Origin of the sequence: Algoriphagus boseongensis (genome assembly GCF_004362805.1) — a bacterium.
Taxonomy (GTDB): Bacteria; Bacteroidota; Bacteroidia; order Cytophagales; family Cyclobacteriaceae; genus Algoriphagus; species Algoriphagus boseongensis.
Window position 1 is genome coordinate 222,404 of sequence record NZ_SNYF01000006.1, and the last position, 15,316, is coordinate 237,719.

Sequence of the window (15,316 nt, forward strand, 5' to 3'; positions counted from 1 at the left end):
TTATCTTCCTAAATAGACGGTTAATATGGAAAGATCAGCTGGAGAAACACCACTGATTCTTGATGCCTGTCCAAGAGTCTCAGGGCGTATCTTATTTAGTTTTTGTCTTCCTTCGGCCGAAAGCGCGGTGATGGATAGATAATCAAATTTATGAGGGATCCTGAAGTTTTCCATGTTGGAAAGCTTCTCCACCATCTGCTGTTCTTTATCTATGTAGCTATCGTATTTGATTTGGACTTCGGCTTGTTCAAGTACTTCTTTAGGGTATTTTTCTAAATAAGCTCTTAAATCCTCATTAATTGATTTAAGCTCCTCTATTCCAATTTGAGGCCTTTTCAATAATTTCTCAGCGCTTATTTTTTCTGTGATCGTAGCGGTGCCTATTTCTTCCAAGCCTTGGTTTAGAGATTCAGGAGAAAATCTCTTTTGCTTCAAGTCATTAATAAGTTTCGCGGTGTTTGACTTTTTATCCAGCATTTTTTGATGGCGCTCCTCACTAGCTAAGCCAATTTGATATCCAAGCTCAGTCAATCTTAAATCAGCATTATCCTGTCTTAAGAGAAGCCTAAACTCGGCTCTTGAAGTAAACATCCTATACGGTTCCTCTGTACCTTTATTGATCAAATCGTCTATCAAAACACCGATATATGCATCTGATCTTTTCAAGATAAAAGGATCCTTTTCCTGAACTTTTAGACTTGCGTTAATTCCTGCAATTAATCCTTGAGAGGCTGCTTCTTCGTATCCAGTGGTGCCGTTTATTTGTCCTGCGAAGAATAGATTTTCAATTAATTGAGTCTCTAAGGTTAATTTTAGCTGTGTCGGAGGAAAAAAATCGTATTCTATTGCATAGCCTGGTCTGAACATTTTTGCATTTTCAAATCCGGCAATTTTTCGGAGAGCTTTGTATTGTACATCTTCAGGTAAAGAGGTAGAAAAGCCATTGACATAGATTTCTACCGTATTCCATCCTTCTGGTTCTACGAAAATCTGATGTCTTTCCCTTTCAGCAAATCGATTTATTTTATCCTCAATGCTTGGGCAATATCTCGGTCCCAATCCTTGGATTCTTCCATTAAACATGGGAGATCTATCAAACCCTGTTTCTAAGGTTTCATGTACCTCTTTGTTGGTATAGGTAATCCAGCAAGTTCTCTGTTCTTTTAAAGTTGTGGTTTCATCTGAATAAGAAAATTTTTCCGGGTTTTCATCGCCGTATTGGACTTCCATTTTTGAATAATCCAAGCTTCTTCCATCCACTCTTGGCGGAGTTCCTGTTTTCATTCTTCCTGCCTCAAAACCTAATTGAACCAACTGTTCGGTAATTCCTCTCGCTGCTGATTCGCCTGTTCTTCCTCCACCAAATTGCTTTTCTCCGATATGAATTACCCCATTTAAAAAGGTTCCATTGGTTAAAACAACGGATTCACTTTCTATTTCTATTCCTATTCCCGTTTTGACACCTGTTACTCTACCGTCTTTTACCAAAATACCTGTGACCATTTCTTGCCAAAAGTCCACATTTGGAGTTTGCTCTAGTGCCAATCTCCATTCTTCAGCAAATTTCATTCTATCATTTTGAGAGCGGGGGGACCACATAGCAGGGCCTTTTGATCTATTTAGCATTCTAAACTGGATCATAGACTTGTCAGATACGATTCCTGACATTCCCCCTAAAGCATCAATTTCTCGAACAATCTGCCCTTTGGCCACTCCTCCCATTGCAGGGTTGCAAGACATTTGAGCAATGGTATTCATATTCATAGTACATAGGAGGACTTTAGAGCCCATCCTCGCAGCAGCATGTGCGGCTTCGCAACCAGCATGACCAGCGCCAACTACTATGACATCATATTTTGGAAACATGTATTTATTTCTGTTAATGTTTCACGTGAAACGATTTTCAGACTCCTTAAAGTCTTTTGAACTGTTCCACGTGAAACGTCAAGATTTTTCAAATAATTCTATAGCAAATTCTTCCTTTTCACGCATTTGTTTCGCATCCGATTTGCTTTTGTCTTTATAGCCCATCAAATGAAAAAGACCATGAGAAAGTACTCTGCTAAGTTCATCAGTTTCTGATTGGGTATGAATCCGAGCGTTTTCTTTTATTCTATCAATGCTGACAAATATATCTCCTTCAATGATTCCTTCTTCTTCTGAATTGTCAAAGGTGATTATGTCAGTTAAGGTATCATGATCCAAATATTCTACATTGATTTGATGCAGGTACTCATCCGAACAAAAGATATAATTCAGCTCACCGATCTTATGATTTTCTGTTTCTGCAATTTTCTTTAACCAAGCTTTCCTTTTTTGCTTTTGGGCGAGGTTGTATTGAATTTCTTCTGAAAAGAAGTGAATCGCCATTTCTTAATCCATGTAGAATGATAGAACTGTCTTTTTTCCTCCCTCCTCAAATTTTACCTCATCGCTTAGATGCTTAATAAGAAAAATTCCTCTTCCACCGGTTTTCTCTAAATTTTCTGGAGCTGTTGGATCTGGCAAAACATCGAGATCAAATCCATTACCCTCGTCTTCGATGATAAATTTCAACTGGTCATTTTCCATGAGGAGCTCTAAATGAACTAGTTTGTTTTTATCATTTTGATTTCCGTGAATGATGGCATTACTGATGCATTCTGTTACAGAAATCATGATATTTCCATAAATGTCATCATTGATTTCAAAATTATCTTTTGCATTATCAATGAAGCTCTCGATAATTTTAATGTTCTCTAAAAGAGAAGGAATTGAAATTTTTATAGATTTCATTTTGGAAATGTTCAAATAGCTTTTTCTTTTTTACTGATTCTTATTCTATTTCAAGAACTATCGGACAGTGATCTGAATGCTTGACATCCTGCAAAATTATAGCACTTTTCAGTTTGTTCTGCAATTCCTTGGTAACCATGTGATAATCTATACGCCAACCAAGATTTTTTGAACGAGAATTTGCCCTAAAACTCCACCAGGTGTACTGATGTGGAGCATCATTAAAGTGACGGAATGTATCGATGAATCCCGAATCCGTGAATTTGTCCATCCATGCTCTCTCTTCTGGTAAAAATCCTGAAGAGTTTTTATTTGAAACCGGATTATGGATATCGATCGGTTTGTGGCAAATATTATAATCACCACTTAAGATGATTTTTGGATTCTCTTTTCGTAAATCCTGAATGTACCCGTAGGTATCATCTAGGAATTCGTATTTGAAGTCTTGTCTGACGTCTCCAGTTGTTCCCGAAGGAAAATAGGAGGATATAAAAGAAAAATCCTCGAAATCAGCTTGAAGCATTCTACCCTCATCATCATATTTGGAAATACCCATGCCATATTTCAAGCTTTTGGGTTTGATTTTTGAGAAGATAGCTACTCCAGAATAACCTTTTTTTACTGCTGGAAACCAATACAAATGATACCCTAGATCTTCAAAGATTGCTGGATCTATATCCTTTTCCTGAGCTTTAATCTCTTGTAAACCAATTATATCTGGATTTTCTTCTTTCAGCCATTCCACAAATCCTTTGTTGATTGCTGATCGAATTCCATTGACATTGTAGGATATTAGTTTCATTCAAATCTCTATTTGGTATTCTCTTTCGAAATATTCCAGAACATGAAGTTTAAGAAGTTTTTCCTGTTCCAAAATGTCAAAATGAGGCAGTTCTTTACATAATTTCCAATGCGGCCATCCTTCCTGGTCCACAAAATCCAACTCATAGAACCCGGCATAACTCAGAACCTTGCATATCGCGATATGCATCAAATCTTGCTTTTGTTCTTTTGAAAATGTTCGGGTTCCTTGACCTAGCTCTTGTACTCCTATAAGAAATAATACTCCATTGAGGTCATTGGGTTTTTTTCCAATGGTTTCTTTGAGGCCATCCAAAAGTTTGGACCATCTCTTTTCCAGATCTAAATCCCTTTTAAACATTTATTTATTGCTGATTTTCAAGCTCTTCCCAATATTCTACCGCTCTTCGTAAATGAGGAATTACAATGGAACCTCCAATAATCATTGCGATGGAGAAAACTTCAAAGACCTCTTTTCTTCCTACTCCTGCTTCAAAAGATTTTCCCAAATGGTACTTGATGCAATCGTCGCATCTTAAAACCATCGAGCAGGCCAATCCAATCATCTCTTTGGTTTTTATATCCAATTCTCCTTCTGCATAGGTATTGGTATCGAGGTTGAAGAATCGTTTGATGACTTTATTGTCCTCAGCCAAAATTCTCTCATTCATTTTGGCACGGTATGCATTGAATTCCTCTATCAGATTCATTAATTTAAGTATTAATATAGACCAAAGGGCAAATATACGTCATATTATACCCTAAGCTTGTACAACACCACTTTTTAGCTATGCGTTTGAATTTTTGGAAAGATTTTTTGGATTTGCTGTATCCCAGAAACTGTGTTCAGTGCGGGATCGCTTTGCTTGATTTTGAACCTCATTTCTGTACCAAATGTCAAGGAACCTTACCTGTGGCTAGTTACCATTTGTATCCTTTTGACAATGATCTTACCACGAAGGTTAAAGGACTTACTCAAGTAAATCGTGTAATGGCCTTTCTTCGCTTTTCCAAAAAAGGGAAAAGCCAACATCTTCTTCACCTTTTGAAGTATAGAAATATGCCTGAAATCGGGGAAGAATTAGGAAGGTTATATGGGATTGAATTAATGAGCAAAGGATATCAAGAAGAATGGGATTTAATTGTTCCTGTTCCTCTGCATCCCATGAAACAAAAAAGAAGAGGCTATAACCAAAGTGAAAAATTTGCAAAAGGATTATCTAAATCACTACAAATCAATCGAATAAGTGTTTTGGAAAGAGTGAAATTTACAGAAACCCAAACCAAAAAGTCCAGGCTTGAACGACTTGAAAATGTTGACGAGGTATTTTCTCTAAAAAAGGACGCCAATATCTCAGGTCAGAGGATTTTATTAGCTGATGACGTCATCACTACGGGTGCCACGCTTTGCGCTTGTTCAAATGTACTTTTGGCACATGGGGCAAAACATGTAGATTTGATAACCATCGCTGCTGGTGGTCGATAATCCCATGATATGAGCATAGATATTGAATTTCTGAAATACCCTATTGGCAAGTTTAAGGCTCCTAATGAAATTTCAAATGAAGAAATTTCAGAGAGCAAAGAGATCATCAAAAAATTTCCCGCTGATATTTTTACGGCAGTTAGTCCGCTATCCGTGTCGCAATTGGATACCCCCTATCGCCCAGGAGGATGGACAGTCCGACAAGTGGTTCACCATTGTGCGGATAGCCACATGAATGCTTATCTGCGTTTCAAATTGGCTTTGACAGAGGAAAACCCAACGATCAAACCATATGACGAAGGGGAATGGGCTAAACTTCCAGATGCTAGCCTTCCAATTGATTCTTCTTTGGAAATTATCAGGGCTATTCACATGAAATGGGGGGTGCTTTTGGATTCCATGTCCAAGGAGGACTTTGCACGAACCTATTTTCATCCGGAAAAAGGCAAAAGCCAAACACTTTCTGAAGTTACTTTAATGTATGCTTGGCATAGCCAGCATCATTTGGCGCATGTCCAGCATTTGGTCATGAGAAATTTTGATCAGTAATCTCCTTGAGAACATGAACATTTCATTAAAAAACCAAAGAATTCTAGTTACAGGTGCCTCCAGAGGAATTGGAAGGGCAATTGCAAGACAGCTTTCAGAATCTGGAGCCGAGGTTATTCTTCATTTTAATTCCAATAAAACTGAAGCGGAATCCCTTCTTTCTCAACTCAAAAACCCTGCATATCTAGAACCATGCGATTTGTCAAAGTCATCGGAAGTTGTCGGATATATTCCCAGATTGATTGAAAAATATGGACCAATCACAGCATTAGTGAATAATGCCGGGATATCCGTCTCGGCTCCTGATAGTTTGCCTACATCGGAATGGTTGGAAATTTGGCAGAAAACAATGGCTGTAAATGCCACCGCAGTGGGAATTCTCTGTAAAGAATTTGTAGATCATGCTAAAACCCAGCAAAACGGTCGGATAGTAATGATTTCTTCCCGAGCGGCATTCCGGGGCGATACACCTGATTACCTAGCCTATGCCGCTTCTAAGGGAGCTTTAGTGAGTCTTACTCGATCAATGGCCAGGCACTATGGGAAAGTTGGAATTAAAGCCTTTTTGATTGCTCCTGGGTTTACCAGAACCGATATGGCCAATGAAATCCTGTCTGAATACGGGGAGGATTTTGCTTTAAATGATATTGCATTGAAGGATTTGACGCTGCCGGAGGATATTGCTCCAATGGTTACTTTACTTTGTTCTGGTCTTGCGGACCATGCCACAGGCACCTCTATTGATATCAATGCCGGCTCCTATGTGAGATAGCCTAACTAATTTCTGTTATTGGAGTTGTATTAGAAAAATCAGCGGCTAATGTCTTCAAATGACCGAATTCTGACACCTGAGCTGGTCAGGATTTTGAAAATATTCCTTCTATCCTCCATTCTTCTGGTTTTTGTTTTCTCTTTTTTTAATTCTTACCGAGCGGACAATACCCAGAGGGATAGAACCTTTCAAATGGCTGACAGCGATAGGTTATATTTTCTAAATGTCAGATCCATTCATTATGATCGAGAAATTAGAAAAGATGCGGGAATGACCCTCTTTCGACATAAAAAAAGAGTGCAATCAGATTCTTTTCCTACCCTCGATCCGGTGATCATTTTGAATCCGACCAAGGAGGAAGCCTACATTTATTTTGAATTAAAAAATGCTGACTATCCAATTTCTCTTGAAGCATCATTAGGCGAGGAAAAACAACAGATCGAGTTTTCAAATGGAAATAATCAAGCTCATTTGAATTTACTTAAGGGCTTAAACCCTTGGATAAAAGAGGATTATGAATTTGAACTAGTATCTGGAACGCAAAAATATCCTCTTTGGACTGATGTAAAGGAAAAAGAGATTTTGAAAACTATCCTTGAAGATTATTTTAGACTTTTAAATCAAACCAACTAAGCGTGCAAACCACCCCATCTCCCCAGCTTGAATTCTTCAAAACATTAATTGGAAAAACGTTGGATAAAACTCCATCTCCTGCTGGTAATAATTTGGCTGGGGTTTTAATGGAAATCGATCACCATTTTATAAAAGTCCAATTTGAAGTTCGTCCAGAAATGTGCAATCCTGCTAGAATTCTGCATGGAGGAATAGCTTCATTAATGATGGATGATGTGATTGGGATGGGAAATTTTGTGGCAGGATCTGAATATTTGATGACTAGCATCAATCTAAATGTGGATTTTCTTTCCTCGGCTCAGATTGGTGAGAAATTGGAAGTATCCGCTAAGCTGGTCAGATCCGGATCAAACTTGAACCACTGGGAAGCGATCATTCGAAAGGAAAATGGAAAAATTGTTGCAAAAGCAAGCAGCAACATGATTAAAACCCATGTCAAACTAAGTGATTTGGGCTTTTAAGATCAAAACTGATCCAACTTCACCATCATATCCCAAACGGCAATTCCAAGTGTGACAGAAATATTCAAGGAATGCTTCGTGCCGAGTTGAGGAATTTCCAAGACTGTATCACACTTTTTCAAAACCTCTTCTTCTACTCCAAAAACCTCATTTCCGAAAATCAGGGCATAGTTTTGAGCTGGGTTTGGAGAAAATTCATTGAGCATTACTGATTTTTCAACCTGCTCCAAAGCACAAAGCTGATATCCCTCCCTTTTCAATTTTTCTACAGCTTCAAGTGTCGAAGCGCAATATTCCCAATCCAGGGATTCTGTAGCTCCTAAAGCAGTCTTTTGAATATCCCGATGAGGAGGAGTGCCTGTAATTCCGCAAAGAAATATTTTCTTTATCCGAAATGCGTCTGCAGTGCGAAAAGCTGAACCCACATTATTTAAGCTTCTTATATTATCCAAGACCAATACAATTGGTGATTTTTCGACTTGCTTAAATTCCTCTAGAGAAAGCCGTTCTAGCTCCTCCATGCTTAATTTCTTCATCTTTTTTGATCTCCTGCCCTAATCGGCTATTTTCAGGACTTATTTTCCAATCAAAAGTACGACAATTCCCTTTTTTACTCCATGAGCAAATCCAAAGACGGACAGGAAACTCCCCTGATGAAACAATACAATGCCATCAAGGCTAAGCATCCCGGAGCACTCTTGCTGTTTCGGGTCGGGGATTTCTATGAGACATTTGGAGAAGATGCGGTGATTGCTAGCAAAGTGCTGGACATTGTGCTGACCAAACGAGCCAATGGAGCTGCATCCCATATTGAGCTGGCAGGATTTCCACATCATTCCTTGGATAATTATCTGCCCAAATTAGTCCGTGCTGGAAACCGGGTTGCAATCTGTGATCAGTTGGAAGATCCGAAATCTGTAAAAGGAATCGTGAAGCGTGGGGTGACAGAATTGGTGACTCCCGGACTTTCTTACAATGACCAAGTACTGGACACCCGGAGAAATAACTATTTGGCATCCATTTATTTTGGAAAAGAGAAGCACGGAATAGCGTTTTTGGATGTTTCGACCGGAGAGTTTATGTGTGCGGAAGGGAATCCATCCTATTTGGAAAAGTTGCTTCAAAGTTTTGCACCGTCAGAAGTCATCTATTCAAAAGCGGCCAAGAAAACTGCGGCAGAGTGGTTTAAAAATGATTTTATCACGTTTCACTGCGAGGACTGGGTTTACCAATATGATTTTACCTACGAAAAGTTAAAAAGTCACTTCGGAACGGCTAATCTGAAAGGTTTTGGAATTGAAGAATTGACGTCTGCAACCATTGCTGCGGGTGCGATTCTTTATTACCTGGAAGAAACGGAGCACCGGGAAGTACAGCATATTTCCTCTATCTCCAGAATCGCTGAGGAGAAATATGTTTGGTTGGACAAATTCACCATCAGAAATCTCGAATTGGTCTTTCCTCAGCATGAAGGAGGAGTTCCTTTAATTCAGATTTTGGATCAGACGGTGACTCCCATGGGGTCCAGGATGATGAAAAAGTGGATGGTCTTGCCTTTAAAGGAAAAGCAGCCTATTGAAGAGCGCTTAAATGTGGTGGATTTTTTCTACCAAAATTCTAGCCTCATCGAAGAAATCATCGGTAATCTGAAACATATTGGAGATTTGGAAAGATTGATTTCCAAAGTGGTAGTAGGAAGGGCTAATCCCCGAGAAATCAATCAGATCAAAAAGGCCTTGAAAGCGTCCTTGCCCATCAAAGAATTACTCAAAAACCAGCAAAACCCTACCCTGAAAAGGCTTTCCGATCAAATTCACCCCTGTGAGTTTTTAATGGAAAAAATCGATAGGGAATTGGAAGAAGATGCTCCAATGCTGGTACATCAAGGTGGCGTAATCAAAGATGGGGTAGATGCCGAACTGGATGAGTATCGAGGTCTGGCAAATAAGGGCAAGGATTTTCTAGTCCAGATTCAACAGCGGGAAATTCAAAATACCGGAATTTCATCCCTTAAAATCTCCTTCAATAAAGTCTTTGGTTACTATTTGGAGGTTACCCATGCCCACAAAGACAAGGTTCCTCAGGAATGGATTAGAAAACAGACTTTGGTCAATGCCGAGCGATATATTACTCCAGAGTTGAAAGATTACGAGGAAAAGATTCTGAATGCAGAGGAGAGAATGATTGCCTTGGAACAGAAATATTTCCAGGAATTGGTTCTTGAGGCGGGACAGTTTGTCACTCAAATTCAGCAAAATGCCCGGATTCTTGGGACGTTGGATACTCTGATCTCTTTTGCAAAAGTGGCTTTGGCTAATGGGTACACCCGGCCTAAAATTTCAGATACTGAAACCTTGGAAATCAAGGATGGCCGACATCCGGTGATTGAAAAACAATTGCCCGTTGGGGAAAATTATGTGCCAAATGATATCTATCTGGATCATGACAGTCAACAGATCCTGATCATTACAGGTCCAAATATGGCTGGAAAATCCGCTTTGCTTCGTCAGACCGCATTGATTGTGCTTATGGCTCAGATGGGAAGCTTTGTGCCGGCTTCTTTTGCCAGAATTGGCATTATTGATAAGGTATTTACCCGTGTGGGTGCGTCTGATAATTTATCCAAAGGTGAGTCTACTTTCATGGTGGAAATGACTGAAACGGCCAGTATTTTGAATAATCTTTCCGACAGAAGTTTAGTCTTGATGGATGAGATCGGTAGAGGTACTTCCACATACGATGGAATTTCAATTGCCTGGTCCATTGTTGAGTTTCTGCACAATCATCAAAATTTTAAAGCAAAAACTCTTTTTGCGACTCATTACCATGAGCTTAATCAATTGGCTACTGATTTTCCAAGGATTAAAAACTTCAATGTTGCCGTAAAGGAAGTAGGGAACAAGGTGATTTTTTTGAGAAAACTTAAAGAAGGAGGAAGCGAGCATAGTTTCGGTATCCACGTAGCTCAAATGGCGGGAATGCCCAATCCAGTTGTGTTTAGAGCCTCAGAAATTCTGGGACATTTGGAAAAAGATAAAGCAGTCAAAGAGAAAAAAGAGACCTTCAAATCGGTTCCAAAGAATAATTTCCAACTGAGTCTTTTTGAGATGGATCCTAAACTTTCCGAGGCAAAAAAATTATTGGATGAAGTAGATATTAATGCCATTTCACCAATTGAAGCACTATTGAAGCTCCATGAGATCAAGAAAAAAATGGAGTAAAAGGCGAGATTTCTAAGTATATTCGAAATAATTCTTAACCTAAAGTTTAGTTTTTTATATGGATAAGGTATTGCTCAAAGACCTCAAAAAGCAAGATAAATACACTAAGTTTTTCAAGGACTGGAAAGAGCAAAAGTTCAAAGGAAAGGTTGATGAAAAAAAATTGCAGGATGAACTTCTATCTCTAAGCAAGACAATAGGAATTCAGGAAGGATTGGTAATTGCTTGTTTCGATTATAGAAATTTGAACCTTGCATTTTTTACCGGAAACGTTGAAAAACTTACTGGTTATCCGGAATCTATGTTCCGTAACCAAGGCATGGAAACCTCCTTTACTATGATCCATCCGGATGATAGAGAGGAGTTGTTTAGATTTCAAAAAATCGTTTTTGAGGCATTTCATTCTATTACAATCCCAGAAAGACATAGTTTTGAGTTTTCTTATACGACTAGATGGGTTCATAGGACCTCTGGAGAAGTTCATTGGATGACTTCGAAAGTAAGGCCCTATGTGATTGACGAGGCGGGGAATTTTATTATGGATTTGCATATAATTGTTCAGCTTGCTGCCCCTCCTAAGATCAAAGGTTATGATTGGAACTATACCTATCTGAAGGAGGGTGGCTCTAGAATTTTCGTGAGTAAAAACTCCCCCACAGTCAAACCAATCCATTTGACTCCAAAGGAAAAGGAGATTGTTGCGTTGATTTTGGATGGAAAGGAATCAAAAGAAATCAGCAGCGTTTTAAATATCTCTTTCAATACGGTCACTACGCATAGAAAGAATATCTTAAGGAAATTGGGCGCGAAGAATGTGGTAGAAATGGTCAAAATACTTGCTTCCTACGATTTCTAAAAGCATCTGAAAATCAGTTTGATTCTATCTTTCATAAAAAAATTATTGCGAAGGGACTTGCAAAAATATTTTCTGGACTTACCTTTGCAACCACAATTAACCAAGACAATGGTTTTGGGATCAAAAATGCGAGAGTAGCTCAGTTGGTAGAGCACGACCTTGCCAAGGTCGGGGTCGCGAGTTCGAATCTCGTCTCTCGCTCAAAAAGCCCTTGAAAAAGGGCTTTGCTATTTCAGGACTTTGGATTACCGAATTTCTGAACCTCTACGAATGGTAGAGCAAGCCGGGATGGTGGAATTGGTAGACACGCAAGACTTAAAATCTTGTGACCAATTGGTCGTGCGGGTTCAAGTCCCGCTCCTGGTACAAGAGCCCTGTAGAAATGCAGGGCTTTTTTGTTTAATTTTTATCATGTTTACGGTCTATGCCATATCAAGTAAGACTAGGAGGTATATTTATGTAGGCCTTACCTCGGATTTAGAAGAAAGGCTTCACCGTCATAATTCAGGGTATGAGCAGACAACCAAGCCATTTCGCCCATTTGAACTCATTTTCCAGAGGAATTTTCCTACAAGGGTTGAAGCAAGGGCATTCGAAAAGTATTTAAAAACGACAAGGGGGAAAAGAGAAGTCCTTGGTATTTAAAATCTTGTGACCAATTGGTCTTGCGGGCCTGCCTGTTGCAGACAGGTTCAAGTCCCGCTCCTGGTACAAGAGCCCTGTAGAAATGCAGGGCTTTTTTGTTTAATTTTTATCATGTTTACGGTTTATGCCATATCAAGTAAGACTAGGAGGTATATTTATGTAGGCCTTACCTCGGATTTAGAAGAAAGGCTTCACCGTCATAATTCAGGATATGAGCAGACAACCAAGCCATATCGCCCATTTGAAATTATTTTCCAGAGGAATTTTCCAACAAGGGTGGAAGCAAGGGAATTCGAAAAGTATTTAAAAACGACAAGGTGGAAAAGAGAAGTCCTAGGAATTTAAAATCTTGTAACCAATTGGTCGTGCGGGCCTGCCTGTGGCAGACAGGTTCAAGTCCCGCTCCTGGTACAAAAGCCCTGTAGAAATGCAGGGCTTTTTTGTTTAATTTTTATCATGTTTACGGTCTATGCCATATCAAGTAAGACTAGGAGGTATATTTATGTAGGCCTTACCTCGGATTTAGAAGAAAGGCTTCACCGTCATAATTCAGGGTATGAGCAGACAACCAAGCCATATCGCCCATTTGAAATTATTTTCCAGAGGAATTTTCCAACAAGGGTGGAAGCAAGGGAATTCGAAAAGTATTTAAAAACGACAAGGTGGAAAAGAGAAGTCCTAGGAATTTAAAATCTTGTAACCAATTGGTCGTGCGGGCCTGCCTGTGGCAGACAGGTTCAAGTCCCGCTCCTGGTACAAAAGCCCTGTAGAAATGCAGGGCTTATTGTTTTATAAAAAAAGCCCGAATGGGATTCCAATTCGGGCTTTCAAAGTATTTAATACTTGATTTATTTTTCTAAAATCCCTTTCAAATCAGCTGGGGAATAATTAACCGATTTGAGGGTTTTATGGTCACCTTCCCGGAATACCAAGAAAAGATCACCCTCTTTTTCATAAAAGCATGGAGTTCCTTTAGCCTCATAATGTGCTACCGTTGCCTTTGCTTCTTCTTCAGTGGTACAAGCTTTACTCATATTTGAGCGTTGAACTTCATCAAAAAGAGCCTTGAATTTATCTCCTAGTCCAAACTCCAAAATGGCTCCCGAAAGTACATATTGAAGATCGCAAAGCGCATCTGCAATCTCCACGATGTCTTTATTTTCAATGGCCTCTTCCAATTCTTTCAACTCCTCTGAAAGCAGAGAAACTCTTAGATTACATCTGGTTTCAGAAGGAATTGTCGGCTCTGGAAGGACCGGGTGCTTAAATGTTTGATGAAACAGTGCTACTGAAGTGAGAGACTTAGGGTCTTGCATGAGAATCTTTTTTGAGAATTAAATTTTGAAGTAAAGGAAGAGCGAAAATTAAATTGCTGCGCTGAATCGATCAGCAACTACATTCCAGTTTAGTACATTCCAAAAAGCGCTGACATAGTCCGGTCTGCGATTTTGGTAGTGCAAATAATAAGCATGTTCCCAAACATCAATTCCCAAAAGCGGAATTCCCTTAAATTCTGAAATATCCATTAAAGGATTGTCTTGGTTTGGAGTAGAGCCAACTGCAAGTTTTTTGTCTTCTCCCACCACAAGCCAGGCCCAACCGGATCCAAACCTTGTTTTTGCAGCATTTTCAAATTCAGTGGCAAAGTTTTCGAAACTCCCAAAAGAACTTGCAATAGCCTCAGCAAGTGCTCCCTCAGGTTTTCCACCTGCGTTTGGTCCCATTACTTTCCAAAAAAGTTCGTGGTTGTAATGTCCTCCGCCATTATTTCTCATTTTGGTAGAATACTTGGAGATTTCTGCCAAAACATCTTCAAGGGGTTTATTCGTATCCACGCTTTCTTCCCCAATTGCATCTCCAAGGTTTTTTGCATAGCCAGCTGCATGCTTGGTGTAATGAATTTCCATGGTCATGGCATCAATATGCGGTTCAAGTGCAGCAAAATCATAGGCCAATGGAGTTTGGGTAAAACTAGTGGCCAAGATTGCCTTGCTGTCACCTTTCACTTCGCCTGAGCATGCACTTAGGATCCCGGTGCCAGCTAGGCCCACTACAAGACTAGCTTTGGAGGTATTGGATAAAAACTCTCTTCGAGAAATGCCGGTTTCTAGACTTTTCATGATAGTATGTGTTGATTTTCGATTCAGATTAACCCTTGAAATTAGCCAGAATGAGCCGGATTAAAAATTGAAAGCCAGACAATCCGTCCGATTTCCTGACAACTTGGTTATGTTTGCAGTTCAATTCGCTCTTGGACAAGTTTTTGCCTCGAGTGTGAAAATAGTTTTCTGAATGGAACTTTCATTTTACAAATATCAAGGGACCGGAAACGACTTCGTCATGATTGATGATCGTGACTCGAACTTTGATGAAAAAAATCTGGATTTAGTCAGAAGTTTATGTGACCGAAAGTTTGGAATTGGAGCTGATGGACTGATTCTGATTCGGAATCATCCGGACTTTGACTTCGAAATGATTTATTTCAATGCAGATGGAAGCCAAAGTATGTGCGGAAATGGTGCCAGATGTGCGGTTGCATTTTCAGCATTCCTAGGAATTATTCAAATTAAAACCAGCTTTTTAGCCATTGACGGACCTCATGAAGCGATTCTAAAAGATGGGTTGGTTGAATTATTAATGGGAAATGTCAGTGGAATCACTGAAAAGGGAGATGAATATTTCGTCAATACTGGCTCTCCACACCATATCCGGTTTGTAGATCAAATAAAGAATTATCCGGTTTTTGAGGAAGGAAAATCTGTTCGATATGACCAAGGCTATTCCCCTGCCGGAACAAATGTGAATTTCCTTGAGGAAAATAGCCCAAATGAGGTTTTTGTGAGGACTTATGAACGTGGTGTAGAAAACGAGACGCTTTCCTGCGGAACAGGAGTAACTGCTGCAGCCTTGGTTTTTGGGACCCAGAAAAATATAAATCACGTTAAAATCAAAACACTAGGTGGGAATTTGTCAGTAAAATTCAAACAGAATGACCAAGGTCAATTCCAGGATATTTGGCTGATTGGCCCAGCAGAACAGGTTTTTTCTGGTAAAATTTCTGTTTGAGCCTATTTATTATTTACCCCGACTTGAGAAGGGGTTTTGTATCAATTGTAA

At 39.4% G+C, this 15,316-nt stretch carries 20 protein-coding genes and 2 tRNA genes; 13 read left to right on the top strand and 9 right to left on the bottom strand.

Going from position 1 to position 15,316, the window contains the following annotated elements; genetic code table 11:
* From mnmG to DFQ04_RS08505, 6 genes are all read right to left on the bottom strand, one after another.
* The gene (gene mnmG / locus DFQ04_RS08480; RefSeq protein ID WP_133554759.1) at positions 1 to 1,866 is read right to left on the bottom strand and encodes a tRNA uridine-5-carboxymethylaminomethyl(34) synthesis enzyme MnmG; all 1,866 of its coding nucleotides are present in this window, start codon (positions 1,864 to 1,866) and stop codon (positions 1 to 3) included.
* A 78-nt stretch (positions 1,867 to 1,944) separates the two neighbouring features.
* Positions 1,945 to 2,370 (bottom strand): rRNA maturation RNase YbeY, encoded by a 426-nt coding sequence (ybeY, locus tag DFQ04_RS08485; RefSeq protein ID WP_133554761.1) that lies wholly within the window; start codon positions 2,368 to 2,370, stop codon positions 1,945 to 1,947.
* A 3-nt stretch (positions 2,371 to 2,373) separates the two neighbouring features.
* Positions 2,374 to 2,775, bottom strand: a complete 402-nt coding sequence (locus tag DFQ04_RS08490) for an ATP-binding protein (protein WP_133554763.1) — start codon at positions 2,773 to 2,775, stop codon at positions 2,374 to 2,376.
* A 40-nt stretch (positions 2,776 to 2,815) separates the two neighbouring features.
* The gene (locus tag DFQ04_RS08495) at positions 2,816 to 3,577 is read right to left on the bottom strand and encodes an exodeoxyribonuclease III (protein ID WP_133554765.1); all 762 of its coding nucleotides are present in this window, start codon (positions 3,575 to 3,577) and stop codon (positions 2,816 to 2,818) included.
* Positions 3,578 to 3,937: a hypothetical protein gene (locus tag DFQ04_RS08500; protein WP_133554766.1), complete on the bottom strand. Its 360-nt coding sequence runs from the start codon at positions 3,935 to 3,937 to the stop codon at positions 3,578 to 3,580. It lies immediately after the preceding gene.
* Between the two features lie 4 nt (positions 3,938 to 3,941).
* A complete protein-coding gene (locus DFQ04_RS08505; RefSeq protein ID WP_133554768.1) occupies positions 3,942 to 4,286 on the bottom strand; it encodes a carboxymuconolactone decarboxylase family protein in 345 nt (114 codons plus the stop codon).
* A gap of 80 nt (positions 4,287 to 4,366) precedes the next feature.
* Here DFQ04_RS08505 and DFQ04_RS08510 point away from each other — a divergent pair, with 80 nt between their 5' ends.
* The 5 genes from DFQ04_RS08510 to DFQ04_RS08530 are packed head-to-tail and all read left to right on the top strand — an operon-like array spanning position 4,367 to position 7,477.
* Entirely contained in the window at positions 4,367 to 5,062 is a 696-nt protein-coding gene (locus DFQ04_RS08510; protein WP_133554770.1) for a ComF family protein, read from the top strand.
* 9 nt (positions 5,063 to 5,071) lie between these two features.
* Complete coding sequence (locus tag DFQ04_RS08515) at positions 5,072 to 5,611, top strand: YfiT family bacillithiol transferase (protein WP_133554772.1); 540 nt, start codon at positions 5,072 to 5,074, stop codon at positions 5,609 to 5,611.
* 13 nt (positions 5,612 to 5,624) lie between these two features.
* Positions 5,625 to 6,383, top strand: a complete 759-nt coding sequence (locus DFQ04_RS08520) for an SDR family NAD(P)-dependent oxidoreductase (protein ID WP_133554774.1) — start codon at positions 5,625 to 5,627, stop codon at positions 6,381 to 6,383.
* 48 nt (positions 6,384 to 6,431) lie between these two features.
* On the top strand, positions 6,432 to 7,016 hold the full coding sequence (locus tag DFQ04_RS08525) for a hypothetical protein (RefSeq protein WP_133554776.1): 585 nt from the start codon (positions 6,432 to 6,434) through the stop codon (positions 7,014 to 7,016).
* Positions 7,017 to 7,018: 2 nt separating this feature from the next.
* Positions 7,019 to 7,477: a PaaI family thioesterase gene (locus DFQ04_RS08530; RefSeq protein WP_133554778.1), complete on the top strand. Its 459-nt coding sequence runs from the start codon at positions 7,019 to 7,021 to the stop codon at positions 7,475 to 7,477.
* A 2-nt stretch (positions 7,478 to 7,479) separates the two neighbouring features.
* Here the strand turns inward: DFQ04_RS08530 and DFQ04_RS08535 are convergent, their stop codons facing one another.
* Entirely contained in the window at positions 7,480 to 8,013 is a 534-nt protein-coding gene (locus DFQ04_RS08535; RefSeq protein WP_133554780.1) for an RNA methyltransferase, read from the bottom strand.
* 81 nt (positions 8,014 to 8,094) lie between these two features.
* On the opposite strand from DFQ04_RS08535, the gene mutS reads away from it, so the two are divergent.
* From mutS to DFQ04_RS08570, 7 genes are all read left to right on the top strand, one after another.
* Complete coding sequence (gene mutS / locus DFQ04_RS08540) at positions 8,095 to 10,698, top strand: DNA mismatch repair protein MutS (protein WP_133554783.1); 2,604 nt, start codon at positions 8,095 to 8,097, stop codon at positions 10,696 to 10,698.
* Between the two features lie 58 nt (positions 10,699 to 10,756).
* Positions 10,757 to 11,554 (top strand): LuxR C-terminal-related transcriptional regulator, encoded by a 798-nt coding sequence (locus DFQ04_RS08545; protein ID WP_133554785.1) that lies wholly within the window; start codon positions 10,757 to 10,759, stop codon positions 11,552 to 11,554.
* 128 nt (positions 11,555 to 11,682) lie between these two features.
* Positions 11,683 to 11,755: transfer RNA gene (locus DFQ04_RS08550), tRNA-Gly, on the top strand.
* Between the two features lie 81 nt (positions 11,756 to 11,836).
* Positions 11,837 to 11,920: transfer RNA gene (locus tag DFQ04_RS08555), tRNA-Leu, on the top strand.
* 45 nt (positions 11,921 to 11,965) lie between these two features.
* Positions 11,966 to 12,199 carry a GIY-YIG nuclease family protein gene (locus DFQ04_RS08560; RefSeq protein ID WP_133554787.1) on the top strand — a complete coding sequence of 78 codons (234 nt, stop codon included), beginning with the start codon at positions 11,966 to 11,968 and terminating at the stop codon, positions 12,197 to 12,199.
* A 111-nt stretch (positions 12,200 to 12,310) separates the two neighbouring features.
* Complete coding sequence (locus DFQ04_RS08565) at positions 12,311 to 12,544, top strand: GIY-YIG nuclease family protein (protein WP_133554789.1); 234 nt, start codon at positions 12,311 to 12,313, stop codon at positions 12,542 to 12,544.
* A gap of 111 nt (positions 12,545 to 12,655) precedes the next feature.
* Positions 12,656 to 12,889 carry a GIY-YIG nuclease family protein gene (locus DFQ04_RS08570; protein ID WP_133554789.1) on the top strand — a complete coding sequence of 78 codons (234 nt, stop codon included), beginning with the start codon at positions 12,656 to 12,658 and terminating at the stop codon, positions 12,887 to 12,889.
* A gap of 158 nt (positions 12,890 to 13,047) precedes the next feature.
* On the opposite strand, the gene DFQ04_RS08575 is transcribed toward DFQ04_RS08570, so the two are convergent.
* The gene (locus DFQ04_RS08575) at positions 13,048 to 13,515 is read right to left on the bottom strand and encodes a pyrophosphohydrolase domain-containing protein (protein ID WP_133554791.1); all 468 of its coding nucleotides are present in this window, start codon (positions 13,513 to 13,515) and stop codon (positions 13,048 to 13,050) included.
* 48 nt (positions 13,516 to 13,563) lie between these two features.
* Positions 13,564 to 14,319, bottom strand: a complete 756-nt coding sequence (locus DFQ04_RS08580) for a superoxide dismutase (protein ID WP_133554793.1) — start codon at positions 14,317 to 14,319, stop codon at positions 13,564 to 13,566.
* 172 nt (positions 14,320 to 14,491) lie between these two features.
* On the opposite strand from DFQ04_RS08580, the gene dapF reads away from it, so the two are divergent.
* On the top strand, positions 14,492 to 15,265 hold the full coding sequence (dapF, locus tag DFQ04_RS08585; RefSeq protein WP_133554795.1) for a diaminopimelate epimerase: 774 nt from the start codon (positions 14,492 to 14,494) through the stop codon (positions 15,263 to 15,265).
* The last annotated feature ends 51 nt before the right edge of the window (positions 15,266 to 15,316 follow it).